This is a genomic window from Mongoliimonas terrestris (assembly GCF_001927285.1).
GTDB lineage: Bacteria > Pseudomonadota > Alphaproteobacteria > Rhizobiales > Pleomorphomonadaceae > Chthonobacter > Chthonobacter terrestris.
In genome coordinates this window covers 1-26255 of sequence record NZ_MSIG01000006.1, presented here as the reverse complement: position 1 = coordinate 26255, position 26255 = coordinate 1, and the positions used below count along the sequence as shown (strand labels likewise).

The window sequence follows — 26255 nt, the reverse complement described above, 5'->3', positions numbered from 1 at the left end:
GCGGTCTCAGCGACCCACGGTCCTGAGCCAGCCGGCCTCGATGGCGTCGAGCCAGTCGGCGGAGAGCTCCGGCATGGCCCGGTCGGCGAGCGCCTCGCCGTCGATCACTGCCGGATGGCGCGGCAGGGCACGGAAGGCTTCGGCCGCATCAGGGGGAAGCGTGTCGAGGTCGAGCGCCGTGGCCATGCCCCACACGGCCGGATCGGCCTTGCGCAGCTGCTCCTCCGGCGAGATCAGGTGATTGGCCACCACCAGCGCCGCCGCCTTGTGGGCCGCGTTGAACGGGATCGCCACATAGCTGGTGTTGGCGAGCGTGCCGTCGTCGAAGGCGAACGAGCGGGTGGTCGGCGGAAAGCGGCCGTCCTCCACGCCCGCGCCGAATACGGTCGGCTCGTAGTTGAAGGTGAAGTCCACCTCGCTGTTGGCAAAGAGCGCGTTCAGCTGGGCGATATCGGTCGGGTAGGTGGCGCCCTCGCGCCAGAGGAAGGGCTCCAGATCGGTGAGGATCCCGAACGCCTTTTCGGCGACCGCGTCGAACCGGGCCTGATCGAACGGCCCGCCGAGCGCCTCCGGTCCGCCGGCCGCGTACATGAACACGTGGCGGATGAAGGCGCTGCCGTTGAAGTCCGGCGGCGCCGCGTAGGTGAAGCGGCCGGGATTCGCCTTCACCCAGGCGAGGAAGGCCGCCAGGGTGGCGGGCGGCTCCGGCGTGCGGGCGCTGTCGTAGGCCATGGCGAACTGCGCCCGGCTCCACGGCACCTCGCAGCCCTCCACCGGGGTACCGAAATCGTTGGCGATCGACGGGTCGGTCCAGTCCACGTGGCGGGCGTTGGGCAGCCCTTCCGCGTAGCCGCAGAGGAGGAGCCCGCCGGACTTCAGCGTGCGGAAATTCTCGCCGTTGATCCAGACGAGGTCCACCGCGCCGCCCGCATCGATGCCCGCCTCCTTCTCGGAGAGCACCTGGTTCACCACCTCGGCCGTGTCGGCGACGCCGATGCGGTTGAGCGTGATGCCGTAGCGGTCCTTCAGCGTTGCGGCGAGTGGGCCCGCCACATAGGCGTTGATCCGGTCGTCGCCGCCCCAGAGGAAAAAGTTCACCGTCTGCCCGCGCGCCGCCGCCGTGATCGTCTCGAACGGCGCGGACGTGAGCGCCGCGTCCGGCAGCGAGACGGTCTCGGCCGCGGCCGGCGCCGCGAGGGCCGCCGCGACGAGGCCGGTCGACAGCAGGAAACGGATCGGCATGGCAGGGGCTCCAGACGGTTCGCGCCGGGTGGGCAGAAAAGGATCCGACGATGCAACAGCCGGCGCCCCGGAGCGAGGGGGTGCCCGGTCAAGACCGCGAGATGGCGCCGTGAAGCCCGCCGCCGGCCGGACCTTGAGGCGGCCGCAGCCGGTCAGGATCTCGCGGGTCCGCTCAGGTCTCGGGCCGCGGCGTCGGCAGCACCGGCGCGTTCGGGTCGCGCCGCGGCGCACCGTCGAGGAGATCGAGCGGATCGCCCGCCGGCTCGGCGGCGGTGGCCGATGCGGGCTCCGGCGTCGCCGTGTCGGTCTCCGTGCCGCGGCTCCGCTCGATCGCCCGCCAGGCGGCCACGTTGCGGTTGTGGTCGGCGAGGTTGGTGGCGAACACGTGCCCGCCGGTGCCGTCGGCCACGAAGTAGAGATCGTTCGTCGTCGACGGCGTCGCCACCGCCTCCAAGGCGGCGCGACCCGGGTTGGCGATCGGGCCGGGCGGCAGGCCGTTGATCTGGTAGGTATTGTACGCCGTCCGCGCGTCGATGTCGGAGCGCCGGATCGCCCGCCCAAGCGTGCCCTCGCCGCCGACGATGCCGTAGATGATGGTCGGGTCCGACTGCAGGCGCATGTTGGCGCGCAGCCGGTTGATGAAGACCGAGGCGACCCGCGGCCGCTCGTCGGCCCGGCCGGTCTCCTTTTCCACGATGGAGGCGAGCGTCACCAGCTCCTGCGGCGTCTCGATCGGCAGGTCCGGCCGGCGGCTCTCCCACACTTCGGCGAGCGCCCGCTCGTGCGCCGCCTGCATCTGGGCGAGGATCTGCTGGCGCGTGGTGCCGCGGCTGAACTTGTAGGTCTCCGGCAGCAGCGAGCCTTCCGGCGGGATCTGGTCGACCTCGCCGGTGAGCATGCTGTGGCCGCGCAGGCGCTCCACGATCTGCCGGGAGGTCAGCCCCTCCGGCACCGTCACCGTGTGCAGGATGGCCCGTCCGGAGACGAGCAGGTCCATCACGTCGCGCATGCTCATGCCGGGCAGGAAGGCGTATTCGCCGGCCTTCAGTCGGGCCGTCTGCCGGTAGGCCGAGATGCCGCCCATGAAAACGTAGCGGTCGGCGATCACGCCTTCCCGCTCCAGCGTGTCGGCGATCGACTGCAGGCCGGACCCGCTCGGCACCAGCACGGCCTTCTCGGCGGTGAGCGGGCCGGGCGCGTCGAACTCCGACTTGCCCCAGTAGAGCAGACCGCCGATGCCGAGGGCGATCAGCACCAGGATGGTCAGGAGCGCGTTCAGCGCCACCACCACCGGGTTGCGCACGGTTTCCGAGCGCGGCGGCGGCGCGGGGGCCGGCTCCGGCGTGATCGCCTCGCGGGGGCTCCGCGGGTTGATCCGGCTGGAGCTGGCCGCCGGATCCGGTCTCTCGGTCTGCAGGCCGTGCTGCGCAGTGTCGTCCATGGCCGTCCGGTTCCGATCCGTCCTTGTCGCTGCGCGCGGCCCCCGCGCACCGCCGCGATCGTCAACATCCGGTCGAGGCTATCGACCCCTCATGGCGAAATGGCCGTGCCGGGCCCGCGGTTCAACCGTCGAACGCGCGCAGCACCAGCGAGGCGTTGGTGCCGCCGAAGCCGAACGAGTTGGACAGCGCCACCTTCACCTTCTTCTCCTTGGCGACGTTCGGCACCAGGTCGATCGCCGTCTCCACGGAGGGGTTCTCCAGGTTGATGGTCGGCGGCAGCACGCCGTCGCGGATCGCCAGGGTGGAGAAGATGGCCTCGATGGCGCCGGCGGCGCCGAGCAGATGCCCGGTCATCGACTTGGTGGACGACATGGAGATGCCGGCCGCCGCGTCGCCGACGATCCGCGACACCGCGCCGAGCTCGATCTCGTCGCCGAGCGGCGTGGAGGTGCCGTGGGCGTTCACATAGTCGAGGTCGGCGGCCGACACGCCGGCGCGCTTCAGCGCCATCTGCATGCAGCGATAGGCGCCGTCGCCGTCCATGGCCGGGGCAGTGATGTGGAAGGCGTCGCCGGAAAGGCCGTAGCCGATCACCTCGGCGTAGATCTTGGCGCCGCGCTTCTTGGCGTGCTCCAATTCCTCCAGCACCACGATGCCGGCGCCTTCGCCCATGACGAAGCCGTCGCGGTCCTTGTCGTAGGGCCGCGAGGCGGCGGTCGGCGTGTCGTTGAAGCTGGTGGAGAGCGCCTTGCAGGCGGCAAAGCCCGCGACCGAGATCCGGCACACAGGGCTTTCCGTGCCGCCAGCCACCATCACGTCCGCGTCGTCGAGGGCGATCAGCCGGGCGGCGTCGCCGATGGCGTGGGCGCCGGTGGAACAGGCCGTCACCACCGCGTGGTTCGGGCCCTTGAAGCCGTACTTGATGGAGACGTGGCCGGAGGCGAGGTTGATCAGCCGGCCCGGAATGAAGAAGGGCGACACCCGCCGCGGACCCTTGTCCCGCAGCGTGTAGCCGGCCTCCACGATCCCCTCGATGCCGCCGATGCCGGACCCGATCAGGACGCCGGACCGGATCTGATCCTCGTAATCGGTCGGGGTCCAGCCGCTGTCCTCCACCGCCTGGGTGGCGGCCGCGATGGCGAAGACGATGAAGTCGTCGACCTTCCGCTGCTCCTTGGGCTCCACATAGGCGTCCGGGTTGAACGTCCCGTCGGTGCCGTCGCCGCGCGGGATCACGCAGGCGATCTGGCAGGGCAGGTCGTCGACCTGGAACGTTTCGATGCGCCGCGCACCGCTTTCGCCGGCGAGGAGCCTCTTCCAGGTCGCCTCGACGCCGTTGGCGAGCGGGGTGACCATGCCGAGACCGGTGATGACGACGCGTCTCATACGCGGAACGCCTCCATGCTAGAGCGGGACAGCGCGGGCTCTCGTCGGCCGCTGGGTCCCATATGGGGATCGGGCCGGGGCCTCAAAAGCCAGCGGGGGCGGACGTGGAAGAACGGACGGGCCGTTCGCCACCTGCCACCCCCGAGGACATTCGGACAGGGCCTGATCCGGACGGGATCAGCCGGTGGCCTTCTCGAGGAACTTGACCGCGTCGCCGACCGTCAGGATGGTCTCGGCGGCGTCGTCCGGGATCTCGACGCCGAACTCCTCCTCGAAAGCCATCACGAGCTCGACCGTGTCGAGCGAGTCGGCACCCAGGTCCTCGATGAAGGAGGCCTCCAGGGTGACCTTCTCGGCATCCACGCCGAGATGCTCGATCACGATTTTCTTCACGCGCTCAGCGACATCGCTCATCTTAGGAGATCCTCATGTTGCTAAAAGATCTGGAAACGGGACTTGGTGTGTGGACCAGGACTTGAACGTTCGGCCGCCACTCTCGTCGTTTCGGATTCGAGCGTGGATCGAGCGGCCGTCCTGATCACCGGAGCGATGGGTCCGGAGGTGGTGGGTTCCCATTGTATCGCTGGCGACTCCCGAACGGATCGGCGGCTTGGTATCATACTTCCGCCGCGTTGACCAGTCTGGGAGGCGCCCGCCCCGGCTGAGGTGCGCGCCCGGTTGCGCACCGGAAAACGGTTTTAGATCATCGCCATGCCGCCGTTGACGTGGAGCGTCTGGCCGGTCACGTAGGCGGCCTCGCGGCTGGCGAGGTAGACGCAGGCTGCGGCGATCTCCTCGCCCGTGCCGAGCCGGCCGGCCGGCACCTGGGCGAGCGCCGCCTCGCGCTGCTTCTCGTTGAGGGCGTCGGTCATCGCGGTCTCGATGAAGCCCGGCGCCACGCAGTTGGCGGTGATGTTGCGCGTCGCCACTTCCTGGGCGAGCGCCTTGGTCATGCCGATCATGCCGGCCTTGGCCGCCGCGTAGTTGCCCTGCCCGGCGTTGCCCGTGACGCCCACCACCGACGTGATGCCGATGATGCGGCCGAAGCGGCGCTTCATCATGCCCTTCAAGGCCGCGCGGGTGAGCCGGAAGCCGGAGGTGAGGTTCACCTCGATCACCTGGTCCCAGTCCTCGTCCTTCATGCGCATGAAGAGACCGTCGCGGGTGATGCCGGCGTTGTTGACCAGGATGTCGATGCCGCCGGTCTGCCCCTCGGCCGTCTGCAGCAATCCATCCACCGCCGCCCGGTCGGAGAGGTTGGCGGTCGCGATGTGGACGCGCTCGCCGAGGCTGGCGGCCAGCTCATCCAGCGGCGCCTGGCGGGTGCCGGAGATCACCACCGTCGCGCCGTGGGCGTGCAGCGCCTTGGCGATCGCGCCGCCGATGCCGCCGGAGGCGCCGGTGACGAGGGCGGATAGGCCGGTGAGGTCGAACATGGGTCTGGTCCTTTGCCGCTCGTCGGGCCGCCCGCTCGAACGGACGCCGACGATTGTCCGCCGCCTGTCACCACGCCGGGTGCGGTCTTGTCAAGCGCCGAGCCGGCGGGGCAGCGTCCCACCGACCCTTCCGTCAGCGCGTGTACGTCAAAGCCGCAGCAGCGCCCGCGCGCCGGCGATATCCTCCGGCGCCCCCATGGAGGCGGCCGTCGCGTCCTTGGCGATGCGCTTGACGAGGCCCGACAGCACCTTGCCGGCGCCCACCTCCAGGATGCGGTCGACGCCGCCGGCGGTGGTCAGCCAGGTCACCGATTCGCGCCACCGCACGGTGCCGGTCACCTGCTCAACGAGGCGCGCGCGGATCTCCGCCGGGTCGGTGATCGGGGCGGCGAGCACGTTGGCGACCAGCGGCACCACCGGGGCGTTCACCGTCGCCGCCGCCAGCGCCTCGGCCATCACGGCGGCGGCGGGCTTCATCAGGGCGCAATGGAAGGGCGCGGAGACGGGCAGCAGCACGGCGCGCTTGGCGCCCTTGGTCTTGGCGATCTCCAGCGCCCGCTCCACCGCCGTCCGATGGCCGGAGACCACCACCTGGCCGGGTGCGTTGTCGTTCGCCGCCTCGCAGACCTCGCCCTCGGCGGCCTCCTCGGCCACCGCCGCCGCGGCTTCGAAGTCGAGCCCGAGCAGCGCCGCCATGGCGCCCGCCCCGACCGCGACCGCCTTCTGCATGGCCTCGCCGCGGGTGCGCAGGAGGCGTGCCGCGTCGGCGACCGAGAGGCTGCCGGCGGCGGCGAGCGCGGAGTATTCGCCGAGCGAGTGGCCGGCCACGTAGGCCGCGTGGTCCTTGAGGGCGATTCCCTCCGCTTCCAGCGCCCGGATCGCCGCCATGGAGACGGCCATCAGCGCCGGCTGTGCGTTCGCCGTCAGCGTCAGCGCGTCCTCCGGACCGTCCCAGATGAGGGCGGACAGCTTTTCGCCGAGCGCGTCGTCCACCTCCTCGAACACCGCCCGGGCGGCCGGATAGGCGTCGGCCAGAGCCTTGCCCATGCCGACGGTCTGGCTGCCCTGCCCCGGAAACACGAACGCGTTCGCCATGATCACCTCCCGCACGTTGGTCGTTGCGGCGGGTGTCACCATGGGCGAACGCGAGTGTCAAGCCGTCCTGGCGGACGGCCGCAGTTCGGCCGGATCAGGCCGAGCGGCAGGTGCGGATGCCGAAGGGCACGTAGAGCGGGCACCAGCCGATCGCCGCGGTGGCGAGCGGCACGATGCCGATCCAGCCGAGCCAGTTGTAGCCGGTCGCCGGCAAGCCGGTGAGCGCGAAGGCGAGGAGGAGCACGCCGAGGACGGCGCGGAACAGGCGGTCGGCGGAACCCATATTGGTGGCGAACATGGCGGGGGTCTCCTTGAAGGGTCGCGGCAGCCGGCGGCTGCCTTGACGCCATCTGGCCACAAGCCGGCCTCGCCTGTCGGTGACGAGGTCACCAAGATCATCAAGAAACCCGTTCAGTCCGCCGCCCGCGCCAGCCCCGCCCGGTCCTTGAGGTCGATGCGCCCGCGCGCCAGCGTCAGGAGCCCGCGCCGCTCCAGGAGCTTCAGCGCCCGGCTCACCACCTCGCGCGCCGTGCCGAGTTCCATCGCCAGCTGGTGATGGGTCATCGGCACCGCGCCGTCCGCCGTCGCCTCGCGCAGGAGCACCGTGGCGAGCCGCGCCGTCACGTGGCGGGAGGTGGCGCCGTCCATGGTGATGAGGATGTCGCCGATGCGCCGGGCGTAGTCGCCGAGCACCAGGTCGCGGAAGGCCATGCTGACGCCGAGGAGGTCGCGGAAGGTCTCCACCGGCACCGCCAGCGCCTCCACGGCGGTCTCGCAGATGCCCTCCGCCGCATAGGGCTCGTGGGCGAAGAGGCCGGACGTGGTGAGCACGCAGCTCTCCCCCGGCGTCACCCGGTAGAGCACGATCTCCCGCCCGTTCTCGGCCACAAGCTGCACCCGCACCCGGCCCCGCCGCACCAGGAGATAGGCCGAGCACGGATCGCCCGCATGGAAGGCGTGCGCGCCCGCCGGCAGCGAGACGCGGCTCGCCTGCCGCCGCAGAAGCGCCAGACCCTCCGGGTCGAGAAGGTCCAGGGGAGGCCCGATGTCGTCGTCGCCGAGCATGCCGTCGCCCTCTTTCGGTCAGCCGAAGTGGCGGATCCCATCCATAGCAAAGATGGCGTTCACGCGGGACCATGCAAGCGGATGGAGCACCGATCGGGATGGCCCGGCCTTGCGTTCCCGGCCCGTTTCGGCTAAACGGCCGCGATCGCCCCAACGGCGATGCCCGGCTGGGGGCTGAACGGAAGGCCGCGTGTTTCCATCAAGGAACGCCCGGCGTGGATCAGACCATCGATCCCGCTTCCCGTGTCTCCGCTCTCGATACCTTCATCTGTCGAGCCTTTCCATGGGTTCGCAGAGGCTTGTCGCCGGGCGAACGTATGGATGAAGAAAGGCTGTCAAAGCATGGCGCTCTACGAGCACGTGTTCCTGGCCCGCCAGGACGTTTCGGCCCAGCAGGTCGAAACCATGGTCGACCAGTACAAGACCGTCATCGAGGGTCTCGGTGGGCAGGTCAAGAAGGTGGAGAACTGGGGTCTGAAGGCCCTGGCCTACCGCATGAAGAAGAACCGGAAGGCGCACTACGTCCTCCTCAACCTCGACGCGCCGCATGCGGCGATCGCCGAGCTGGAGCGTCAGCAGAGCATTTCCGAGGACGTCCTCCGCTCCATGACGATCCGCGTCGACGAACTGGAGGAAGGCCCCTCGGCCATGCTCCAGAAGCGCGACCGGGACGATCGCGACGGCCGTGACGGCCCGCGCGGCGACCGGGGTCCCCGTGGGGATCGTGGCGACCGCGGCCCGCGCCGCGACCGCTTCGAGCGCGGCCCGCGCCGTGACGCCGAGTTCGGAGGCAACGAATAATGGTCGACATCAACCAGCTCCCGACCCGCCGGCCGTTCTTCCGTCGCCGGAAGACCTGCCCGTTCTCCGGCGCGAACGCCCCGAAGATCGACTACAAGGACGTGCGTCTCCTGCAGCGCTACATCTCCGAGCGCGGCAAGATCGTCCCGTCCCGCATCACCGCCGTGTCGGCCAAGAAGCAGCGCGAGCTCGCCAAGGCGATCAAGCGCGCCCGCATCCTCGGCCTGATCCCGTTCGTGATCAAGTGATCGACCCGCGGCGGAGGCCCCTCGCCTCCGTCGCCTCGCGCCATCCGGCGCCGCGGAGCCACAGCCCCGCGGCTCCACCGCAAGTTGGGAGACGGCCAACCGGCCCGGTCCCCCTAACCGCCCTTAGCGGGACAGCGAAGAGACGATCGTGACACTGTCGCAAGCCTTGATGGGACTCGCGGGCGGATTCGTTTCCGCCCTGCTCTTCTCCGCCGTTCTCGGCGGCGGAGCCCTCGGCGCGCCGCTCCTTCTCCTTTCCCCGCTTCCCATCCTGATCGCCAGCCTCGGCTGGGGCACCATCGCCGGCGCCCTCGCGGGGCTTGCCGCGGCGGTGTTCGTCGGCGTCACCACGGCGCCGGAGCTCGGCTTCGGCTACCTGCTGGTCGCCTCCGGCCCCGCCGCCTGGTACGGCCACGTGATCGGCCTCGCCCGTCCGCGCGACGAGGACGGCTCGCTGGAGTGGTACCCGCTCTGGCGCGTGCTCACCTCCATGACGATCATCACCGCCGTCACCCTGGTGGTGGCCGGCTGGCTCGTCGGGCTCGACATCGACGAGATGTCCGGCACCCTCGCCGACACGCTCGCGGCGCTCAACACCGACCCGACGGTGCCGACGCCCGACCGGCAGGTGATGCTCGACGCCACCCGCGTCTACGTCCGCATCATGCCGGTCACCACCGCCATGCTGTGGATGAGCGTCATGGCCTTGGTGATCTGGCTCGGCGCCCGCGTGGTCAAGGTGTCCGGCCGGCTGCAGCGGCCCTGGGACTCCATCCCGGACACCATCGGCCTGCCGGCGACCTTCGTGCCCGTGTTCGCGCTTGCCGCCGTCGCCGCCCTCTCCGACAGCCCGCTCGGCCTGATGGCCGGCGCCGTCGCCGGGGCGGTCGGCATGGGCTTCGCCTTCCAGGGGTTCGCGGTGGTGCACGTGCTCACCCGCGGCCTGCCGGCGCGGACCATGATCCTCGGCCTCCTCTACACCTTCACCTTCCTCTTCTCGCTGCCGCTTCTCTTCATGGCGCTCGCCGGCATGGCGGACGCCATCCGGAGCCTTCGCGGCGGCAAAAAGCCCAACGCCGCCGGCACCTGACGGACCGCGCGGCCCCTTGATGACCCGATCCAACGGACTGACCACAGGAGACTACCCATGCACGTGATCCTGCTCGAGCGCGTCGCCAAGCTCGGCAACCTCGGCGAGACCGTCCGCGTTCGCGACGGCTTTGCCCGCAATTTCCTGCTGCCGCAGGGCAAGGCCCTCCGCGCCACCAAGGAGAACATGTCCAAGTTCGAGCGCGAGCGCTCCAGCCTGGAAGAGCGCAACGCCGAGCGCCGCCGCGACGCCGACCAGGTCAAGACCAGCCTCGACCAGCGCTCCTTCGTGGTGGTCCGCCAGGCCGCCGAGACCGGCCAGCTCTACGGCTCGGTGTCGAGCCGCGACATCTGCGACATCCTGGCCGAAGCCGGCTACACCGTCGGCCGCAGCCAGGTCTCGCTGAACTTCCCGCTGAAGGAGATCGGCCTCCACAACGTGGAGATCTTCCTCCATCCGGAAGTGACCGCCACCATCACCCTCAACATCGCCCGCTCCGAGGACGAAGCCAACCGCCAGGCCCGCGGCGAGGACATGACCGCCGGCGCCCGCGAAGAGACTTTCGTGCGCGAAGTCGGCTCGGTGATGGACGAAGAGGGCGGCGACGAGGAAGCCTGATCCGCTTCCCGACGCGAGCAGCAGCACGCCACGCGGCGCCACCCCGAAGGGGTCGGCGCCGCGTGGCATTTCGGGGATGGGGCTGGGGGGGGGCGAAGGGCCGTTCCGCCCGTCACCGCACGCCGTAATCGTCATGGTCCGCTTCAAGCGGACCATGACTGCGGAGGGTCTGGCGCGCGGCGAGGGCTTGTCGTCCAGCGCCCACAAAGCCCCCACCCGCCCCCATCGTCATGGTCCGCGCAGGCGGACCACCCACGCTTTTCTCCTGCGCAGTGCCTCTCGAGAATGCGTGACTGGTCCGCCTGTGCGGACCCTGACGCCAGAGGGTTTGTCAACCGCACCGGACCACCCCCCAACGCATGCATCATGCGCATCGTACCCCTCTCGCACTCACGATTTTTCGCGCAATCCCGCCCCCGCCGCCCCCCTCGCCCCCGCCAACTCCTGACACGCGCTGACGCGAATCGCCTTACACTGGAGTCAATTAGCCGTCGGCGATTTAGCCCCCCTGTGGCTGCCCTGCGGCGGGGGGCTGTGGATAGGACTCATAGTCGTTAACGGTTTGCCCGGCCGGGGATCGGAAGCGCTATCACAGACCACCCCGGCGCCACCGCCGTTCCGTTTGAAGGACCCTTGCCGCAGATGGTCGCGCAGGCTCGCAAGATCGAAGACGCCACCCAGCTCACCCGCTCGGCCCCCCACAACGTGGAGGCGGAACGGCAGCTGCTCGGCACCATGCTGATGAACAACGAGACCTTTTTCCGCGTCTCGGATTTCCTGGAGGCGCAGCATTTCTTCGTCGAGCAGCACAAGGGCATCTACGAGAAGATCGGCCAGCTGATCCGCGCCGGCAAGGTCGCCTCGCCGATCTCGCTGAAGACCTTCTACCCTTCCGACATGCAGATCGCCGAGATGCCGGTGACGCAGTACCTGCTCCGCCTGGTGCAGGAGGCGACCAGCATCATCAACGCGGAGGACTACGGCCGCATCATCCACGACCTCGCGGTGCGCCGGAACCTGATCCGCATCGGCGAGGACATGGTCAACATCGCCTTCGACGCGCCGATCGACATGCCGCCGCGCGCCCAGATCGAGGACGCGGAGCGGCGCCTGTTCGAGCTTGCCGAGACGGGCCGCTATGAGGGCGGCTTCCACGCCTTCTCCGACGCGCTGCGCGATGCCATCGACATGGCCGCCGCCGCCTACCAGCGCGACGGCCACCTGTCGGGCATCTCCACCGGCCTCAGCGACCTCGACCGCCAGATGGGCGGCCTGCAGCGTTCCGACCTGGTGATCCTCGCCGCCCGTCCGGCCATGGGCAAGACGTCGCTCGTCACCAACATCGCCTACAACGTGGCCGCCGCCTACGAGGCGGTGGAGCAGTCCGACGGCGCGCTGAAGACGGTGAACGGCGGCATCGTGGGCTTCTTCTCGCTGGAAATGTCGTCCGAGCAGCTCGCCACGCGTATCCTGGCCGAGCAGGCGGAGATCTCCTCCTCCGACATCCGCCGCGGCGCCATCGACGAGAACCAGTTCGCCAAGCTCGCCGCCGTCGCCCAGCAGATGCAAACGCTGCCGCTCTACATCGACCACACCGGCGGCATCTCCATCGCCCAGCTCGCCGCCCGCGCCCGCCGCCTGAAGCGCCAGCGCGGCCTCGACCTTCTGATCGTCGACTACCTGCAGCTCCTCTCCGGCTCGTCGCGCTCCCAGTCCAACGGCCGCGTGCAGGAGATCACCGAGATCACCACCGGCCTGAAGGCCCTCGCCAAGGAGCTGGCGGTGCCGGTCGTGGCGCTCTCCCAGCTCTCCCGCCAGGTGGAGAACCGCGACGACAAGCGCCCGCAGCTGGCGGACCTGCGCGAATCCGGCTCCATCGAGCAGGACGCCGACGTGGTGATGTTCATCTACCGCGACGAGTACTACCTGCAGTCGAAGAAGCCGAAGGAAGGCACAGAGGACTTCTTCAAGTGGGCCGCCGAGATGGAGGCCGTCACCGGCAAGGCCGAGGTGATCGTCGCCAAACAGCGCCACGGCCCCACCGGCACCGTCCAACTCGCCTTCGAGGCCCAATTCACCCGCTTCGGCAACCTCGCGCGCGAGGACTACCTGCCGGAACGGATGGAGTAGGAGGAGGTTCGGTCCGCCGCGGGCGACAGCCCCCGGGATCGCCGGCTCCTTCCCCTCCCCCACCCGCCCCCGATCGTCATGGTCGGCGCAGGCGGACCACCCACGCATTGTCAGGACATCACCCGGAGGAAAGCGTGGGTGGTCCGGCTGAACCGGACCATGACGATCGCGCGGGCGGGAGTGGCGAGCGAGCGCATCCGAGGACCGGGCTGCGGCCGCGGCTGAAGCCCACCCTCGCCTCGACATCGTCATGGTCCGCGCAGGCGGACCACCCACGCATTGTCTCGACGCCTCCCGGCGGAAAGCGTGGCTGGTCCGGCTGAACCGGACCAAGACGATGGAGGTGTGCAGGGAACGAGGGCGCTGTCCCAACGGGGCGAACGCGCCCTGCCCGTCACGCGCGATCGTCACCCCGGCGAAAGCCGGGGCCCAACCGTCGGTGCCATCATCCGCACCGTCTCCCAGCCCCCGCCGTCGGCTGGATCCCGGCGTCCGCCGGGATGACGTGCGGGGATGACATGTGGGCGGGTATGGCCGATCTCGCCTCGGCCCTCACGCCGCCTTCGATCGCGCGCGCCCTGACGCATCCGCGACCGCCTCCCTCACACCACCGCCGGCACCGCTCCCAACGCACCCGCGACCGCCCCCTCTGGCCACCGCCCCCGACGCACCCGCGACCGCCTCCCTCACTCCGCCGGCGCCACCGCCGCGCGTGACCCGGCGCCCGCGCTCCGTCCCGGTGGCGGGGCGTAGACCGCGCGCTCGGTCGGCGCGGTGCCGACGACCGGCGGGGGCAGGCCGAGGTCGTGGCAGAGGGAGGCTTCCAGTTCGTCCGTGTACCACTGGATCAGGTCGCGCACGCCCATCTCGATCACGCCCGAATAGGGGCCGGGCTCGTAGCGGGAGCTCTCGATGCCGAGCTGGTTCCACTCGGCCAGCTCCTTGTCCTGCTCGTTGGTGGCCTTCCAGACGGCGGTCAGGTTGTCCACGTCGTAGTCGACGCCTTCCACCGCGTCCTTGTGCACCAGCCACTTGGTGGTGACGATCGTCTCGCGGGCGGAGATCGGCATCACCCGGAAGGCCATCATGTGGTCGGAGAGCAGGTGGTTCCAGTTGTTCGGCAGCGAGAGCATGCGCACCGAGCCGAGGTCGTAGTCGGTGAAGTCGCTCATCAGGCGCTTGCAGGCGAGCTTGCCGTCCAGGGTCATGGACTGGTGGCCGTCGATGAAGGGCAGCCGCACCGCCCGGTAGCGGATGTTCGGATCCGTCGGCCCGTGCGGGATGCCCTCGGCGGCCCATTCGGCGTTTTTCCGCTGCATCAGGTCCACGTACTTGGGGTCGACGCGCGGGTCGGTCGGGTCGTCGAACTCGGCGAGGGTGCGCAAGAGCTCCGGATGGTTGGCCGAGCAGTGATAGCACTCCCGGTTGTTCTCCATCACGAGCTTCCAGTTGGCCTTCTCGTGCAGCACCTGGGTGTAGGCGATCTTGGCGTTCTCGATGTCCTGGCGGGCGATGAAGGGCTCCAGGTCGCGCCGGAACCGGTCGAACGGCGGCGGATCGTCGGCAAGGCAGAGGAAGATGTAGCCGGCCAGGTTCTCGCAGTGCACCCGCTTCAGCCCGAACTCCGACCGGTCGAAATCGCCCTCCATGTAGCGGGTGCGGATCAGCTCGCCGGTGAGGTCGTAGGTCCACTGGTGGTAGGGGCAGACGAGCCGCTTGGCCTTGCCCTGATGCTCCAGGCAGATGCGCGAGCCGCGGTGGCGGCAGGAATTGTGGAAGGCGCGGATCTGCCGGTCGTTGTCGCGCAGGATGATGATGGAGTCGCGGCCGACCTCCACGGTGATCCAGTCGCCCGGGTTCGGCACCTCGCAGGAGAGCGACACGAAGATCCACTGCCGCCCGAACATGTGCCGGAGGTCGAGTTCGTGGAAGGCTTCTTCCGTGTAGAAGGCCTGCGGCAGGCTCCAGTGCTTCTTGCGGGTGCGCAGGAGGTCCAGCGCGTGGGTCTCAAGCGACGTCAGTTCGGCCGGCAGCATCGGCGACCTCAGCATGGAACGACCGGACCCCGTCCGGCGCGGGTGTTCCCGGCGGGCGCGGGGGCGTCCGCCGTCATCCCCCCACTCTGCGGCCGATTCCCGGCCGGCGGAAGAGCATGCGACCGGCGATTTGCGTCACACCACGAGGAGATTTGCGTCGCCGCCGACGACGGCCGTGAGGTCGGCGCCGGAGCGCTCGCCAAACACCGCCTCGGCGACGAAGCCGCCGATCAGCGGGCCGAACTTGAAGCCGTGGCCGGAGCAGGCCGAGAGCACGTAGCCGGCCCGGCCGATCGGCACGGCAAGGAAGGTCTCGTCCTCCCTGACGGTGTAGAAGCAGATCTTCTCCTCCAGCACCGTATAATCCTGAAATCCCGCAAAGGCGCCCGCTGCCGCCGCGCGCAGGCGCGCCACGTCGTCGGCCGTCGCCACCCGGTCCCCGTCCGGATCGCCGGCCCGGGTGAACACGTGGTCGCCCACCTTCAGCCGCGTGCCGGCGCGCGGCGGGATGGTGTAGGTGCCGGCCTCGCCGTTGAAGTCCACGATCACCGGCGCCCGGTCCCAGGCGGCGGCGAGCGAGGCCGGCGGCGCCAGATACATCACCGCCTGGCGCGACGGCGTGAGGTCCGCCGCGAAAGCGGGCAGCAGCCGCGGCGTCCAGGCGCCCGCCGCCGCCACCACCGCGTCGCCCTTGAGCACGCCCGCGTCCGTCGTCACCGTGCAGGCCTCCGGGTCCACGTCGAGCACACGGGTTCGCGGGTGGAAGCGCGCGCCGAGCCGGGCGAGGTGCACGACGAGGTCGGCCAGGATGCGCCGGCAGAAGAGCAGCCCGTCGCCCTCGGTCTCGTAGGCGGCCACCAGGCCGTCGGTCGTCAACATCGGCGCCTTCCCGGCGAGCACCGACAGCGGCAGCGGCCGGATCACCGCGCCGGTCTCGGCCATCACGGCGATGGAGGCCTGCGCCCACCCGTCGTCGCCGCGGAAGGTGAAGATCGACCCGGTCTCCACGAAATGCCGCCGGCCGATGTCGGCCCAGAGCGTTTCCCAGGCTGCATAGGCAGCCCCGGCGAGCCGGCCGTAGCCGGAGAGGAAGCCGTAGGCGTGGCGGATGATCCGGTGCTCGTCATGGGACGAGGAGAGCGGGTTCGGGATCGGCCCCTGGTCGACCACCTCCACCCGCGCGCCCCGGCGGGCGAGCGCCCAGGCGACGGAAAGGCCGCCGATCCCGGCGCCGACGACGATCACGTGCGGCGATGCCATCACCCGTCCCTCTTCTCTCGCGGCCATCGGTTCGACCGCAAAGGCCTATTCGGCCGCGGCGCCCTGCCCTTCCTCGCGCGTCTGGCCCGGCGCGGCGGCCACCAGGTCGCGGGTGTAGGGATGCTGCGGCCGGCGCAGCACGTCCCGGGCGAGACCATACTCCACCACCTCGCCGCGTTTCATCACGGCGATATGGTCGGCGATCTGCGCCGCCACCCGAAGATCGTGGGTGATGAACAGCATGGTCATGCCGGTCTTCTTCTGCAGGTCGTCGAGGAGGTTCAGCACCTGCGCCTGGACGGAGACGTCGAGCGCCGACACGCTCTCGTCGGCGATCACGATCTCCGGGTTCATGGCGAGCGCCCGGGCGATGGAGATGCGCTGCCGCTGGCCGCCGGAAAACGCGTCCGGCCGCCGGTCGAAGGCCTCGCGCGGCAGCCGCACCAGGTCGAGCAGTTCCAGCGCCCGCGCCCGCGCCGCGGTGGCCGTCTGGCCGCCGAGCACGCCCGCCCGCATCAGGACGTCGCCCACCGTGCGGCGCGGGTTGAGCGAGCCGAACGGGTTCTGGAAGATCATCTGGATGAGCCGCCGCCGCTCCTGCAGGTCGCGGCCCTTCAGCGCCGTATAGTCGACGCCGCCGACAGCGATCGTGCCGCTGTCCGGCTCGTGCAGGCGGATGATGGTCCGCGCCAGCGTCGACTTGCCCGACCCGGATTCGCCCACCACCGCCAGGGTGGAGCCCTTCGGGATGGTCACCGACACGTCCTTCAGCGCTTTCACCGGGCCGTAGAAGGCAACGAGGTCGTCGGCCTTCAGGGCTGGTGGGGCCGTAAGATCCGTGGTCCGCGCCGGCGGGTTCAGCGACGGCACGGAGGCGATCAGCGTGCGCGTGTAGGCGTGGGTCGGCCGGTCCAGCACGTCGGCGGCCGGACCGATCTCCACCAGCTGGCCGTGGCGCATCACCGCCACCCGGTCGGCCACCTCGCGCACCACGCCGAAATCGTGGGTGATGAACAGGATGCCGTGCTGGCTGCCGCCGCGCAGCTCGTTGAAGAGCTTCAGGATCTGCGCCTGGGTGGTGACGTCGAGCGCGGTCGTCGGTTCGTCCGCGATGAGGAGCTTGGGGTCGAGCGCGAGCGCCATGGCGATCACCACGCGCTGGCACTGGCCGCCGGAGATCTGGTGCGGATAGGCCCCGTGGATGCGCGCCGGATCCGGCAGGTGCGTGGACTCCAGGAGCGCCATCGCCCGCGCCCGCCGCTCCTCGGGCTTCAGGTCGGTGTGGATCTGGAACACCTCCTCCACCTGCAGGCCGACCGGGATGGCCGGGTTCAGCGAGGCGATCGGGTCCTGGAACACCATGGCGATGTCCTTGCCCCGCATCGCCCGCAGCGCCCGCGGCTTCAGCGTGGTCAGGTCCTGGCCGCCGAACAGCACCCGCCCGCCGCCGAAGGCGAGCCCGCGCGGCAGCGCGCCCATGACGGCGGCGGACAGCACCGACTTGCCCGAGCCGGACTCGCCGACGACGCAGAGGATCTCCCCCTTGCGCACGTCCAGCGTCACGTTTTCCACCGCGAACGGCCGGTCGGCCCCGCGCGGCAGGCGGACCGAGAGGTTCTCCACGGAGACGACGGAATCGGCGGTCATGGCGTGGCTCCGGGTATGCGCAGGGATCGAGCGGGGCGGGCGGACCTCACGACCCGCGCCCCTGCTTCAGGCTGACTTCGCGGATGCCGTCGGCAAGAAGGCTGAGGCCGAGCGTCATCATCGAGATGGCGATGCAGGGGAAGATCACCATGTGCGGGAAGGCGATGGCCATCGGCCGGCCGTCGTTCACCATGCTGCCCCAGTCGGGCGTCGGCGGCGGCAGGCCGAGACCGAGGAAGCCGAGCACGCCGATGGTGATGGTGGTGTAGCCGAGCCGCAGGCACGCGTCGACGACGAGCGGCCCGGCGGCGTTCGGCAGGATCTCCACCACCATGATCCGCCATGGGCTTTCGCCCTGCACGATGGCGGCGGCCACGTAGTCCTGCGCCGCGATGTCGATGGTGAGCGCCCGCACGATGCGGAAGATGCCCGGCGCCGACGCGAAGGTCACCGCGAGCACGATGTTGAGCCCCGACGCCCCGAAGGTGACGATCACCAGGATGTAGAGCACCAGCACCGGGAAGGAGAGGATGACGTTGGCGATGAAGGACAGCACCTTGTCGACCCAACCCTTGTAGAAGCCGGCGACGAGCCCCATCGCCAGCCCCACGGTGAAGGCGGTGGCGGTGGCAAGGCCCGCCCACAGCACCACGGCCCGCGCCCCGTAGAGGAGGCGCGAGAGGATGTCGCGGCCGAGGAGGTCGGTGCCGAGCAGGTAGAGCGAGCCGTCCGGCCCCCGCGTCATCGGCAGCTGCAGCGGCGCGCGGCTCTGCAACGGGTCGTAGGGCGCGATCCAGGGGGCGAACAGCGCGGCGAACACCCAGATGCCGACGAACACGGCGCCGATCACCACGGTCGGGCTTTTGAGGACGGCGGGCACGCGAAAGCCGGCCTTGCGGGTCTCGATGGCGGTCATGCTGTCGCTCCGGCAGGTTTGGCGCTGACGCGAAGGCGCGGGTTGAGCAGGCGGTAGAGCCCGTCGGAGATGAGCTGGGTGGCGACCACCACCACCACGCTCACCATGGCGCACGCCTCGATCAGGAAGACGTCGGAGTTGAGCGCCGCCTCGTAGAGCAGCGTCCCGAAACCCTTGTAGGCGAAGAAGACCTCCACGACGATCACGCCGGAGAGAAGCCACGGAATGTGCAGCATGATCACCGTCACCGGGGCGATCAGCGCGTTGCGGAGCGCGTGCTGCAGCACGATGCGCGACGTGGAGGCGCCCTTCATCAGCGCCGTGCGCACATAGGGGCTGCGCATCGCCTCCACCATGGAGGCGCGGGTGATGCGGGCGAGGTAGCCGGCCGAATAGAGCGTCAGCACCGCCACCGGCAGCACCAGCTCGCGCGCCGTGAAGCCGCTGATCATGGTGGAGGCGCCCGGCAGCCAGCCGAGCCAGAACACGAAGATGGCGGAGAGGAACACCGCCGTGGCGAACTCCGGGATGGACGTGGTCAGCACCGACACGAAGGACACCGTCCGGTCGGTGATGGACCCTTCGTTCATGCCGGCGAGGATGCCGAGCACCAGCGACAGCACGGTGGAGACCACCAGCGTCACGCCGGCGAGGATGCCGGTCATCGCAAGCCGCTGCGGCAGGATCTCTGTCACCGGCACCCGGAAGAGGGTCGACTGGCCCCAGTCGAGGGTCACGAAGTCCCACAGCCATCGCACGTAGCGCACCAGGAACGGATCCAGGTAGCCGTTCGCCTCCAGCCAGGCGGCTCGCTGGTCGGGCGCCGAATAGGCCCCCAGCACCTTAACGGCCACATCCTCCACGTTCGCTTCCAGCACCAGGAAGACGATGAAGGACACCACCAGCATGGCGCCGACGACTTCGGCGAGTTTCTTCAGAACTGCGGCTAGCATCGCGACCTTTCGGGTTGGAACGAACGGCGCCTTCGGCCCGGCGAACCATCCTACCGGAATGCGCGCGATTTGGCCGACGAATGCCGGCGAGGATTGAAGGGGCAGGACGGACGCCCCGAACGCTGCTCGGCCGGCCGGAAAGCGTGGGTGGACCCTCAAGCGGACCATGGCGGAGGAGGTGGCGGTGGAGGGCAATGAACCCTAAGTTTCACACCCTCCCTCCCGTCCAGGTCGTCACCCCGGCGAAAGCCGGGGCCCAACCGCAGGCGAGATCATCCACAACGGTCCGGTTCTTCCACCGTCGGTTGGATCCCGGCGTTCGCCGGGATGACGGTGGCGGTGGGACGGCGACAGCGCGCACCCCCACCACGAGAGCACACCCCCCGTCCCAACCCCTCCCCCATCGTCATGGTCCGGTTCAGCCGGACCACCCACGCATTCGCCCGTCGCACCGGAAAGCGTGGGTGGTCCGCCTGCGCGGACCATGACGGAGGTCGAGGCGGTGGAGGGCCATGAACCCGAAGGTTCACACCCTCCCTCCCGTCCAGGTCGTTACCCCCGCGAAAGCTGGGGCCCAACCGCAGGCGAGATCATCCACAACGGTCCGGTCTCCTCACCGTCGGTTGGATCCCGGCGTTCGGCGGGATGACGGTGGAGGATGAGGCGGCGGCGGCGCGCACCCCCACCACAGGAGCACACCCTCCGTCCCAACCCCCTCTCCCATCGCCATGGTCCGGTTCAGCCGGACCACCCACGCATTCGCCCGGCGCACCGGAACGCGTGGGTGGTCCGCCTGCGCGGACCATGACGGAGGTCGAGGCGGTGGAGGGCCATGAACCCGAAGGCTCACACCCTCCCTCCCATCCAGGTCGTCACCCCGGCGAACGCCGGGGCCCAACCGCAGGCGAGATCATCCACAACGGTCCGGTCTCCCCACCGTCGGTTGGATCCCGGCGTTCGCCGGGATGACGGTGGAAGATGGGGCGGCAGCGCGCACCCCCACCACAGGAGCACACCACCCATCCCCACCCCTACTCCCCTCACGCGGACAGCCAGACCTTGTCCATCTTGAAGTAGTCCGACGGGTGCAGCTTGAAGTTCTGCACCGTCTTGGCGTGGGCGGTGAACTTGCCGGCCCAGTAGGGCTGCACCATCACGGCGGCGTCCTGGAGGATCTTCTCCACGTCCACCATGGCGGCCGAGCGCTCCTTCGGGTCGACGATGCCCATCGCCTTGTCGAGCGCGGCGTCGAACGCCGGATCCGAGTACTTGGCCTCGTTCCACACCGCGCCGGTGCGGTAGGCCAGGTTCAGCGTCATCACGCCTAGCGGGCGGTGCGACCAGAAGGTGAGCGAGAACGGGGCCTTGTCCCAGATATTCCAGTACTCGGTGGCGGGCATCACGTTGAGCTTGATGCGGATGCCGGCCTCGGCCGCCTGCTGCTGCAGGATCTGCGCCGTGTCCTGCTCCCACTTGCCCTGGGTGTTGCCGACCACGAGCTCCACGTCCAGCCCGTCCGGATAGCCGGCCTCGGCGAGGAGCTTCTTGGCGCCTTCCACGTCGCGGGCCTGCTTCGGCAGCTCGGCGTATTCCGGATGGAACGGCGCCACGTGGTGGTTCTCGCCGACGACGCCCTTGCCGCGGTAGGCGATGTCCAGGATCTGCTGGTTGTCGGCCGCCATCACCAGCGCCTTGCGGACGCGGATGTCGTCGAACGGCTTCTGCGGCTGCATGCGGATGCAGAGGGTCTGCGCCGCGTTGCCGGTGAGCAGCGTCACGTTCGGCAGCTTCTCCACGAGGTCGAGCTCGGCGATCGTGATGCGGTAGAGGAGGTCCACCTGCCCGGCCGCGAGCGCCGCCACATGGGCGGCCACGTCGGCGCCGAGGTCGATGTACTGGATCTCGTCGAGCAGCGCCTTCTCGCCCCAGTAGGCATCGTTGCGCTTGAAGAAGGCCTTCTGGCCCACCGCGTACTCGGTGAGGACGAACGGCCCGGTGCCGACCGGGTCCTTCGACCAGTCGCCCGCGAAGTTGCGGTTCACGATGGCGCAGGTGAAGGCGTAGAGCATCTCCGGGATGGCGAGGTTCGGCTGGCTGAGGGTCAGCACGATCTCGTGGTCGCCCTTCTTCTCGATGTTGGTGATCATCTCGAAGGAGGTGCGGTTCGGCGACGCCGAATCCTTCTCGGTCCAGCGCTTCAGGTTGAAGATCACGTCATCGGCGTTGAAGTCGTCGCCGTTCGTCCACTTCACGCCTTGGCGCAGCTTGAACGTCCAGGTCTTCAGGTCCTCGGACGGATCCCAGCTCTCGGCCAGATAGGGATGCGTGACGTTGTTCTCGTCCACCTCGGTGAGGAATTCGCACGAGTTGCGGATGAGGTCCGACGCCTCGACCCAGTTCACCAGCATCGGGTCGGTGATCTCCTGGATCTGGCAGGCGAAGCGCAGGGTCCCGCCGGCCTTCGGCGTCTCCTGGGCGGCGGCGGCCGAGACCATCGGCATGCCGATCTCGCCGAGGAAGGCATTCGCCGACACGGCCGAGACGCCGAGAAGGCACACGGTGCGCAGGAAGGCGCGGCGGTCGATCTCGCCGTTCGCCACCTGCTCGCAGAGGCCTTCCACCTTCGAATGGGTGGGTCGGCCGCTGTTGGTCCAGAGCTTGAAACGCATGCTCGTCGTCCTCCTCAGGGGTTTTTCAGGTGGCGGGGGGTTCGGGTGGTCCCCTGTTTTGTATTGATCCCGAACCGATCCGGCCACCGTGCTTCAGGTTTGCGAAACTGTCATGAAAGTGCCGTCGCGCGCAGTCTCTCCTCATCGGGCGCGATGCCGAGGCCCGGCGTGTCGCCGAGACGGATCCACCCCTCGCCGTCCGCGAGAAGCGGCTCCGCCATCATGTAGTCCCGGCGGGCGAGGCTCCATTCGGGCGGATCGTAGGGGAATTCCAGGAAGGGCGCATCGGAAAGCGCGGCCGTCAGGTGCGCGTTGGCGGCAACGCCCATGCCGTTGGTCCAGGTGTGCGGCGTGAACGCCACGTTGTGCTCCTGCGCCATCAGCGCCACCCGCCGGAGCCCGGTGATTCCCCCGACGAGCGCCGCGTCCGGCTGCAGCACGTCCAGGCAGCCGTCGCGCACGAGGTCGCGGAAGGCGGAGAGCTCGCGGGTCATCTCGCCGCCGGCGATGCGCACGTCCACCGCCTCGCGCAGGCGCCGCATGCCCTCCCGGTCGGCCCGGTGCAGCGGCTCCTCCATCCAGTAGACGGAAAGCCGCTCCAGCTCCCGCCCCACCTGCAGGGCGTCCTTGAAGGTCCACGGCGCGACCGTGTCCCAGGGCATGCGCCAGCCCTGGTTGCAGTCCACCATCAGGGTCAGTCGGTCGCCGACCCGCGCCCGCACCGCCTCCAGCGCCTTGATGTCGTCCTGCCAGCGGCCCCGCTGGAAGCGGATCTTCATGGCCGGATAGCCCTCGCCGAGGAAGCGCTCCGCTGTCTCCGCCATGCCGCCCGGATCGCGCAGCGTGCCGGACGAGGCGTAGGCGCGCACCTTGTCGTTGAGCCCGCCGAGGAGCTTCCACACCGGCTGTCCGGTGATCTTGCCGGCGAGATCCCAGAGCGCCAGGTCGAGCGGCCAGGAGCGGCCGTAGTGGAAGTCGAGGTGCGACAGCACCCGGTAGTGCCGCTCGATCCGCAGCGGATCCTCGCCGACGAACAGGTGCTCGTGCCCGGCGAAGCCCAGCATCAGGTCGCCGGAGGCGACGCCCTCGTGGCCCTCGTCGGTCGCAACGCGCACCACCGTCGCGTCGAAGTGCCCGCGCGGCCGCGAATCCCACGACGCCACGAACGGCGGGTCCAGCGGCAGCCGGTGGTGGGTGATGGTGATGCGCTCGATCTTGGCCATGTGTCCTCATACCTGGCTCGAAAAGCTCGGACTCGTCCGACCTTCTCGAGCGTTACGGCCTGACCGGCCGGCGCCCTTTCGGGCTTGCCTGCGCTCCTGAAGGCCCGGCAGGTCGGGACTTCAGGAGCTTGGTATCCCCCGTCCGTCAGCCGAAATGGGTCCAGACGGTCTTGAAATCCATGTACTTGTCGATGGCGTGCGGGCTCCGGTCGCGGCCGAAGCCGGACTGCTTGAAGCCGCCGAACGGGGTCGCGAGGCTCGACCGGTCGTAGCAGTTCACCCATACGGTGCCGGCCCGGATCGCCGACGACAGCCGGTGCGCCTTGCCCATGTCGCGGGTCCAGACCGCGGCGGCGAGGCCGTAGATGCTGTCGTTGGCAAGCCGCACCGCGTCCGCCTCGTCGTCGAAGGTCAGCACGGTCAGCACCGGCCCGAAGATCTCCTCGCGGGCAACCCGGTGCTCCGGCTGCACCCCATCGAGAATGGTCGCCTCCACATAGGAGCCGCCCGGCAGGTCGTCCGCCCGCCGGCCGCCGAGCGCCAGCCGGGCGCCTTCACGGACGCCGATCGCCACATAGTCGAGCACCCGGTCCGCGTGGCGCTTCTCCACCAGGGCGGCCATGCGCGAGGCCGGGTCGAGCGCGTGGCCGAGGGTGATGGTGGCGGCGTGCGCGGCGATCTTCTCCACCAGCGCGTCCTTGATCCGCGCGTCCACGATCACCCGGCTGCCCGCGTGGCAGGTCTCGCCCTGGTTGTAGAAGATCCCCCAGGCGATGCCGGACGCCACCGCGTCGAGGTCGCCGCAGTCGGCCAGCACCACGTGCGGGCTCTTGCCGCCGCATTCCAGCGCCACCCGCTTCATGTTGGAACGGGCGGAGGCCTCCAGCATCAGCTTGCCGACTTCGGTGGAGCCGGTGAAGGTGATCATGTCCACGTCGCCGTGGAGCGCCAGCGGCGCGCCGGCCGCCTCGCCGAAGCCCGTCACCACGTTCAGGACGCCGTCCGGCAGTCCGGCGTCGGCGGCGAGCCGCGCCAGAAGCAGAGCCGACAGAGGGCTTTGCTCAGCCGGCTTCAGCACCACCGAATTGCCCGCCACCAGCGCCGGCCCGAGCTTCCAGGCGGTGATGATCAGCGGGTAGTTCCACGGCACGATGGCGCCCACCACGCCGAGCGGCTCGCGCCGGATCAGCGCCAGGTCCGCCGGCCCGGTCGGGGCGATCTCGTCCACCAGCTTGTCGGCGAACTCGGCGTAATACTGGATGCAGTCCGCCGCGAACGGCGCGTCGACGGCGAGCGAATCGGAGATCGGCTTGCCCACGTCCAGCGTCTCCAGGAGCGCCAGCTCCTGGGTGTGCGCGCGGACGAGGTCGGCGAACCGGTGCAGCACCGCCTTGCGCTGCTTCGGCTCCAGCCCGCGCCAGCGCCCGTCCTCGAAGGCCGCCCGGGCGCTTGCGACCGCACGGTCCACGTCCGCCGCGCCGCCGGCCGCCACCTCCGCCACCACGCGCCCGTCCACCGGCGACACCTTGGCGAAGGTCTCGCCCGACCGGCTGGCGACGAAGGCGCCGTCGATGAAATGCGACGCCTCCGGCTTCAGCACCGAGGCGGCGGCTTCCCAATCGGCGCGGGTGGCGGGGAAGACGGCGGGCTTGTTCATCGGGTCGGTCGCCTTGTCGTCGGATGAAAAAACGTGATCCGCCCGAGCCTTGGACGGGAGCGCGAAGGCCCTGATGGAAGGTCGCGCCGAGATCTACACCTGCGTCAGCACGCGCTCGGCGAAGACCATCAGGTCCTCGTCGCTCACCGTCCTGGCGTTCGCCCGCCGCATGGGCGCGTTTTCCGGCGCCGCCATCTTGGCGGCGAGCGCCGCCGCCGTGATGCCGTCGAAGCCTTCCCCGGCCAGCGAAACCGTCACGCCGCTCGCCCGCAGCAGCCGCTCGTAGGCGGGCGCCAGCGCTGCCGCGCCGCCCGTCTCGCCCATGGCGGCGGCGACGGCGGCGAACCGGCCGTCCGGATCCTCCGCGGCGTTCCAGGCAAGCGTCGCCAGCACCGCGACGCCGACCGCACGCCCGTGGTGGATGGGCCGGAGCGAGGCGAGCGCATGGCCGATGTTGTGGCCGATCGCAGTACCGGCGTTGTCGATCGCGACGCCCGCCAGCGCCGCCGCCAGTTGCAGCCCGGCGCGGGCCTTCAGATCCCCCGGCCGCTCCACCGCCGTCATCAGATGGCGCGTGACGAGCCCGATGGCCGCGTGGGCGTAGACGTCGTTCGCCGCCGTGGCGTTCACGTTGGTGGCCGCCTCCATGGCGTGCACGAAGGCGTCGATCCCGGTCGCCGCCGTCAGATGCGCCGGCAGACCCACCGTCACCGTCGGATCGAGCACGACCTCCTCGGCCTTCATCTCGTCGCCCCAGAGCCAGACCTTGGAGCCGTCGGCGAGACTGAGCACGGACACCCGCGTGGTCTCCGACCCCGTGCCCGATGTGGTCGGCACGCAGATCTTCGGCAGCGGCTTTGCCGGCAAGGGGTTGGCGCATAGCGCGTAGGCTTCGGATGAAAGCGCCCCCGGCGCCACGCAGGCGACCGCCTTGCCGAGGTCGAGCGCCGACCCGCCGCCGAGCGCCACCACCAGCCCCGCGCCGATCTCCCGCGCGAGCGCCGCCGCCGCGTCGGTGGAGGCGGTCGTCGGGTCCGACTTGAAGGCGTCGAACACCACCGGGTGCATGCCCGCGCCGGTCAGCGCGGCGATCGCCCGGTCGGTGATCCCGGCCGCCTTCAGCCCCGGATCGGCGACCAGCAGCACGGCCCCCGCCGGCGCATAGCGCGCCGCCAGCGTCCCGATCCTGTCGAGCGCCCCCTCCTCCTGGATCATGCGCGGCACGCGGTCCAGCATCATCGCCCGTCACTCCCCCAAGTGCCCGTCGTCACGAAGTCTCGCCGTCATCCCGGCCAGGCGTCGCCATCCCGACCCCAACCCGTCATCCCGGCGAACGCCGGG

Annotated in this window: 22 protein-coding genes; 5 read left to right on the top strand and 17 right to left on the bottom strand. The window is 69.9% G+C overall.

Annotated features, from left to right (window positions below):
* Positions 1-6 precede the first annotated feature (6 nt).
* From BUQ68_RS10140 to BUQ68_RS10105, 8 genes are all read right to left on the bottom strand, one after another.
* The gene (locus BUQ68_RS10140; protein ID WP_075215861.1) at positions 7-1242 is read right to left on the bottom strand and encodes an ABC transporter substrate-binding protein; all 1236 of its coding nucleotides are present in this window, start codon (positions 1240-1242) and stop codon (positions 7-9) included.
* A gap of 172 nt (positions 1243-1414) precedes the next feature.
* Positions 1415-2683 carry an endolytic transglycosylase MltG gene (gene mltG, locus BUQ68_RS10135; RefSeq protein ID WP_083656461.1) on the bottom strand — a complete coding sequence of 423 codons (1269 nt, stop codon included), beginning with the start codon at positions 2681-2683 and terminating at the stop codon, positions 1415-1417.
* Between the two features lie 121 nt (positions 2684-2804).
* Positions 2805-4070, bottom strand: coding sequence for a beta-ketoacyl-ACP synthase II (fabF, locus tag BUQ68_RS10130; protein WP_075215860.1), 1266 nt, complete (start codon positions 4068-4070; stop codon positions 2805-2807).
* A 177-nt stretch (positions 4071-4247) separates the two neighbouring features.
* Positions 4248-4484, bottom strand: coding sequence for an acyl carrier protein (locus BUQ68_RS10125; protein WP_075215859.1), 237 nt, complete (start codon positions 4482-4484; stop codon positions 4248-4250).
* 284 nt (positions 4485-4768) lie between these two features.
* Positions 4769-5506 carry a 3-oxoacyl-[acyl-carrier-protein] reductase gene (gene fabG, locus BUQ68_RS10120; protein WP_075215858.1) on the bottom strand — a complete coding sequence of 246 codons (738 nt, stop codon included), beginning with the start codon at positions 5504-5506 and terminating at the stop codon, positions 4769-4771.
* Positions 5507-5653: 147 nt separating this feature from the next.
* Positions 5654-6601, bottom strand: a complete 948-nt coding sequence (gene fabD, locus BUQ68_RS10115; protein ID WP_075216108.1) for an ACP S-malonyltransferase — start codon at positions 6599-6601, stop codon at positions 5654-5656.
* A gap of 94 nt (positions 6602-6695) precedes the next feature.
* Entirely contained in the window at positions 6696-6899 is a 204-nt protein-coding gene (locus BUQ68_RS10110; protein WP_075215857.1) for a YgaP family membrane protein, read from the bottom strand.
* A 113-nt stretch (positions 6900-7012) separates the two neighbouring features.
* Positions 7013-7666 carry a Crp/Fnr family transcriptional regulator gene (locus BUQ68_RS10105; RefSeq protein ID WP_075215856.1) on the bottom strand — a complete coding sequence of 218 codons (654 nt, stop codon included), beginning with the start codon at positions 7664-7666 and terminating at the stop codon, positions 7013-7015.
* Positions 7667-8008: 342 nt separating this feature from the next.
* Between BUQ68_RS10105 and rpsF the strand changes: the two genes are divergently transcribed.
* From rpsF to BUQ68_RS10080, 5 genes are all read left to right on the top strand, one after another.
* Complete coding sequence (rpsF, locus tag BUQ68_RS10100) at positions 8009-8467, top strand: 30S ribosomal protein S6 (RefSeq protein WP_075215855.1); 459 nt, start codon at positions 8009-8011, stop codon at positions 8465-8467.
* Entirely contained in the window at positions 8467-8715 is a 249-nt protein-coding gene (rpsR, locus tag BUQ68_RS10095) for a 30S ribosomal protein S18 (RefSeq protein WP_075215854.1), read from the top strand. Before rpsF ends, rpsR begins: the two co-directional genes overlap by 1 nt.
* A 148-nt stretch (positions 8716-8863) precedes the next feature.
* The gene (locus BUQ68_RS10090; protein WP_139315198.1) at positions 8864-9805 is read left to right on the top strand and encodes a DUF2232 domain-containing protein; all 942 of its coding nucleotides are present in this window, start codon (positions 8864-8866) and stop codon (positions 9803-9805) included.
* A gap of 57 nt (positions 9806-9862) precedes the next feature.
* Positions 9863-10423, top strand: coding sequence for a 50S ribosomal protein L9 (rplI, locus tag BUQ68_RS10085; protein ID WP_075215852.1), 561 nt, complete (start codon positions 9863-9865; stop codon positions 10421-10423).
* Between the two features lie 642 nt (positions 10424-11065).
* Complete coding sequence (locus tag BUQ68_RS10080) at positions 11066-12553, top strand: replicative DNA helicase (protein WP_075215851.1); 1488 nt, start codon at positions 11066-11068, stop codon at positions 12551-12553.
* Between the two features lie 686 nt (positions 12554-13239).
* Here the strand turns inward: BUQ68_RS10080 and BUQ68_RS10075 are convergent.
* The 9 genes from BUQ68_RS10075 to BUQ68_RS10035 all read right to left on the bottom strand — a co-directional run bounded on the left by BUQ68_RS10075 (position 13240) and on the right by BUQ68_RS10035 (position 26153).
* Entirely contained in the window at positions 13240-14604 is a 1365-nt protein-coding gene (locus BUQ68_RS10075; protein ID WP_083656460.1) for an aromatic ring-hydroxylating oxygenase subunit alpha, read from the bottom strand.
* Between the two features lie 120 nt (positions 14605-14724).
* Positions 14725-15849 (bottom strand): FAD-dependent oxidoreductase, encoded by a 1125-nt coding sequence (locus BUQ68_RS10070; protein ID WP_075215849.1) that lies wholly within the window; start codon positions 15847-15849, stop codon positions 14725-14727.
* Positions 15850-15894: 45 nt separating this feature from the next.
* Complete coding sequence (locus tag BUQ68_RS10065) at positions 15895-17496, bottom strand: dipeptide ABC transporter ATP-binding protein (RefSeq protein ID WP_075215848.1); 1602 nt, start codon at positions 17494-17496, stop codon at positions 15895-15897.
* Positions 17497-17542: 46 nt separating this feature from the next.
* Entirely contained in the window at positions 17543-18412 is an 870-nt protein-coding gene (locus BUQ68_RS10060) for an ABC transporter permease (protein WP_075215847.1), read from the bottom strand.
* A complete protein-coding gene (locus BUQ68_RS10055; protein ID WP_075215846.1) occupies positions 18409-19365 on the bottom strand; it encodes an ABC transporter permease in 957 nt (318 codons plus the stop codon). Before BUQ68_RS10055 ends, BUQ68_RS10060 begins: the two co-directional genes overlap by 4 nt.
* A gap of 1040 nt (positions 19366-20405) precedes the next feature.
* The gene (locus BUQ68_RS10050; RefSeq protein ID WP_075215845.1) at positions 20406-22034 is read right to left on the bottom strand and encodes an ABC transporter substrate-binding protein; all 1629 of its coding nucleotides are present in this window, start codon (positions 22032-22034) and stop codon (positions 20406-20408) included.
* Between the two features lie 110 nt (positions 22035-22144).
* A complete protein-coding gene (locus BUQ68_RS10045; protein ID WP_075215844.1) occupies positions 22145-23257 on the bottom strand; it encodes a mandelate racemase/muconate lactonizing enzyme family protein in 1113 nt (370 codons plus the stop codon).
* A 145-nt stretch (positions 23258-23402) separates the two neighbouring features.
* The gene (locus BUQ68_RS10040; RefSeq protein ID WP_075215843.1) at positions 23403-24914 is read right to left on the bottom strand and encodes an aldehyde dehydrogenase; all 1512 of its coding nucleotides are present in this window, start codon (positions 24912-24914) and stop codon (positions 23403-23405) included.
* A gap of 93 nt (positions 24915-25007) precedes the next feature.
* Positions 25008-26153 (bottom strand): iron-containing alcohol dehydrogenase, encoded by a 1146-nt coding sequence (locus BUQ68_RS10035; RefSeq protein ID WP_075215842.1) that lies wholly within the window; start codon positions 26151-26153, stop codon positions 25008-25010.
* Positions 26154-26255: the final 102 nt, after the last annotated feature.

What these genes read in the sequence shown, in the direction of transcription:
- BUQ68_RS10140 (WP_075215861.1), bottom strand. Translation starts at nt 1,242, where the DNA reads ATGCCGATCCGTTTCCTGCTGTCGACCGGCCTCGTCGCGGCGGCCCTC.
- mltG (WP_083656461.1), bottom strand. Translation starts at nt 2,683, where the DNA reads ATGGACGACACTGCGCAGCACGGCCTGCAGACCGAGAGACCGGATCCG.
- fabF (WP_075215860.1), bottom strand. Translation starts at nt 4,070, where the DNA reads ATGAGACGCGTCGTCATCACCGGTCTCGGCATGGTCACCCCGCTCGCC.
- BUQ68_RS10125 (WP_075215859.1), bottom strand. Translation starts at nt 4,484, where the DNA reads ATGAGCGATGTCGCTGAGCGCGTGAAGAAAATCGTGATCGAGCATCTC.
- fabG (WP_075215858.1), bottom strand. Translation starts at nt 5,506, where the DNA reads ATGTTCGACCTCACCGGCCTATCCGCCCTCGTCACCGGCGCCTCCGGC.
- fabD (WP_075216108.1), bottom strand. Translation starts at nt 6,601, where the DNA reads ATGGCGAACGCGTTCGTGTTTCCGGGGCAGGGCAGCCAGACCGTCGGC.
- BUQ68_RS10110 (WP_075215857.1), bottom strand. Translation starts at nt 6,899, where the DNA reads ATGTTCGCCACCAATATGGGTTCCGCCGACCGCCTGTTCCGCGCCGTC.
- BUQ68_RS10105 (WP_075215856.1), bottom strand. Translation starts at nt 7,666, where the DNA reads ATGCTCGGCGACGACGACATCGGGCCTCCCCTGGACCTTCTCGACCCG.
- rpsF (WP_075215855.1), top strand. Translation starts at nt 8,009, where the DNA reads ATGGCGCTCTACGAGCACGTGTTCCTGGCCCGCCAGGACGTTTCGGCC.
- rpsR (WP_075215854.1), top strand. Translation starts at nt 8,467, where the DNA reads ATGGTCGACATCAACCAGCTCCCGACCCGCCGGCCGTTCTTCCGTCGC.
- rplI (WP_075215852.1), top strand. Translation starts at nt 9,863, where the DNA reads ATGCACGTGATCCTGCTCGAGCGCGTCGCCAAGCTCGGCAACCTCGGC.
- BUQ68_RS10080 (WP_075215851.1), top strand. Translation starts at nt 11,066, where the DNA reads ATGGTCGCGCAGGCTCGCAAGATCGAAGACGCCACCCAGCTCACCCGC.
- BUQ68_RS10075 (WP_083656460.1), bottom strand. Translation starts at nt 14,604, where the DNA reads ATGCTGAGGTCGCCGATGCTGCCGGCCGAACTGACGTCGCTTGAGACC.
- BUQ68_RS10070 (WP_075215849.1), bottom strand. Translation starts at nt 15,849, where the DNA reads ATGGCATCGCCGCACGTGATCGTCGTCGGCGCCGGGATCGGCGGCCTT.
- BUQ68_RS10065 (WP_075215848.1), bottom strand. Translation starts at nt 17,496, where the DNA reads ATGACCGCCGATTCCGTCGTCTCCGTGGAGAACCTCTCGGTCCGCCTG.
- BUQ68_RS10060 (WP_075215847.1), bottom strand. Translation starts at nt 18,412, where the DNA reads ATGACCGCCATCGAGACCCGCAAGGCCGGCTTTCGCGTGCCCGCCGTC.
- BUQ68_RS10055 (WP_075215846.1), bottom strand. Translation starts at nt 19,365, where the DNA reads ATGCTAGCCGCAGTTCTGAAGAAACTCGCCGAAGTCGTCGGCGCCATG.
- BUQ68_RS10050 (WP_075215845.1), bottom strand. Translation starts at nt 22,034, where the DNA reads ATGCGTTTCAAGCTCTGGACCAACAGCGGCCGACCCACCCATTCGAAG.
- BUQ68_RS10045 (WP_075215844.1), bottom strand. Translation starts at nt 23,257, where the DNA reads ATGGCCAAGATCGAGCGCATCACCATCACCCACCACCGGCTGCCGCTG.
- BUQ68_RS10040 (WP_075215843.1), bottom strand. Translation starts at nt 24,914, where the DNA reads ATGAACAAGCCCGCCGTCTTCCCCGCCACCCGCGCCGATTGGGAAGCC.
- BUQ68_RS10035 (WP_075215842.1), bottom strand. Translation starts at nt 26,153, where the DNA reads ATGATGCTGGACCGCGTGCCGCGCATGATCCAGGAGGAGGGGGCGCTC.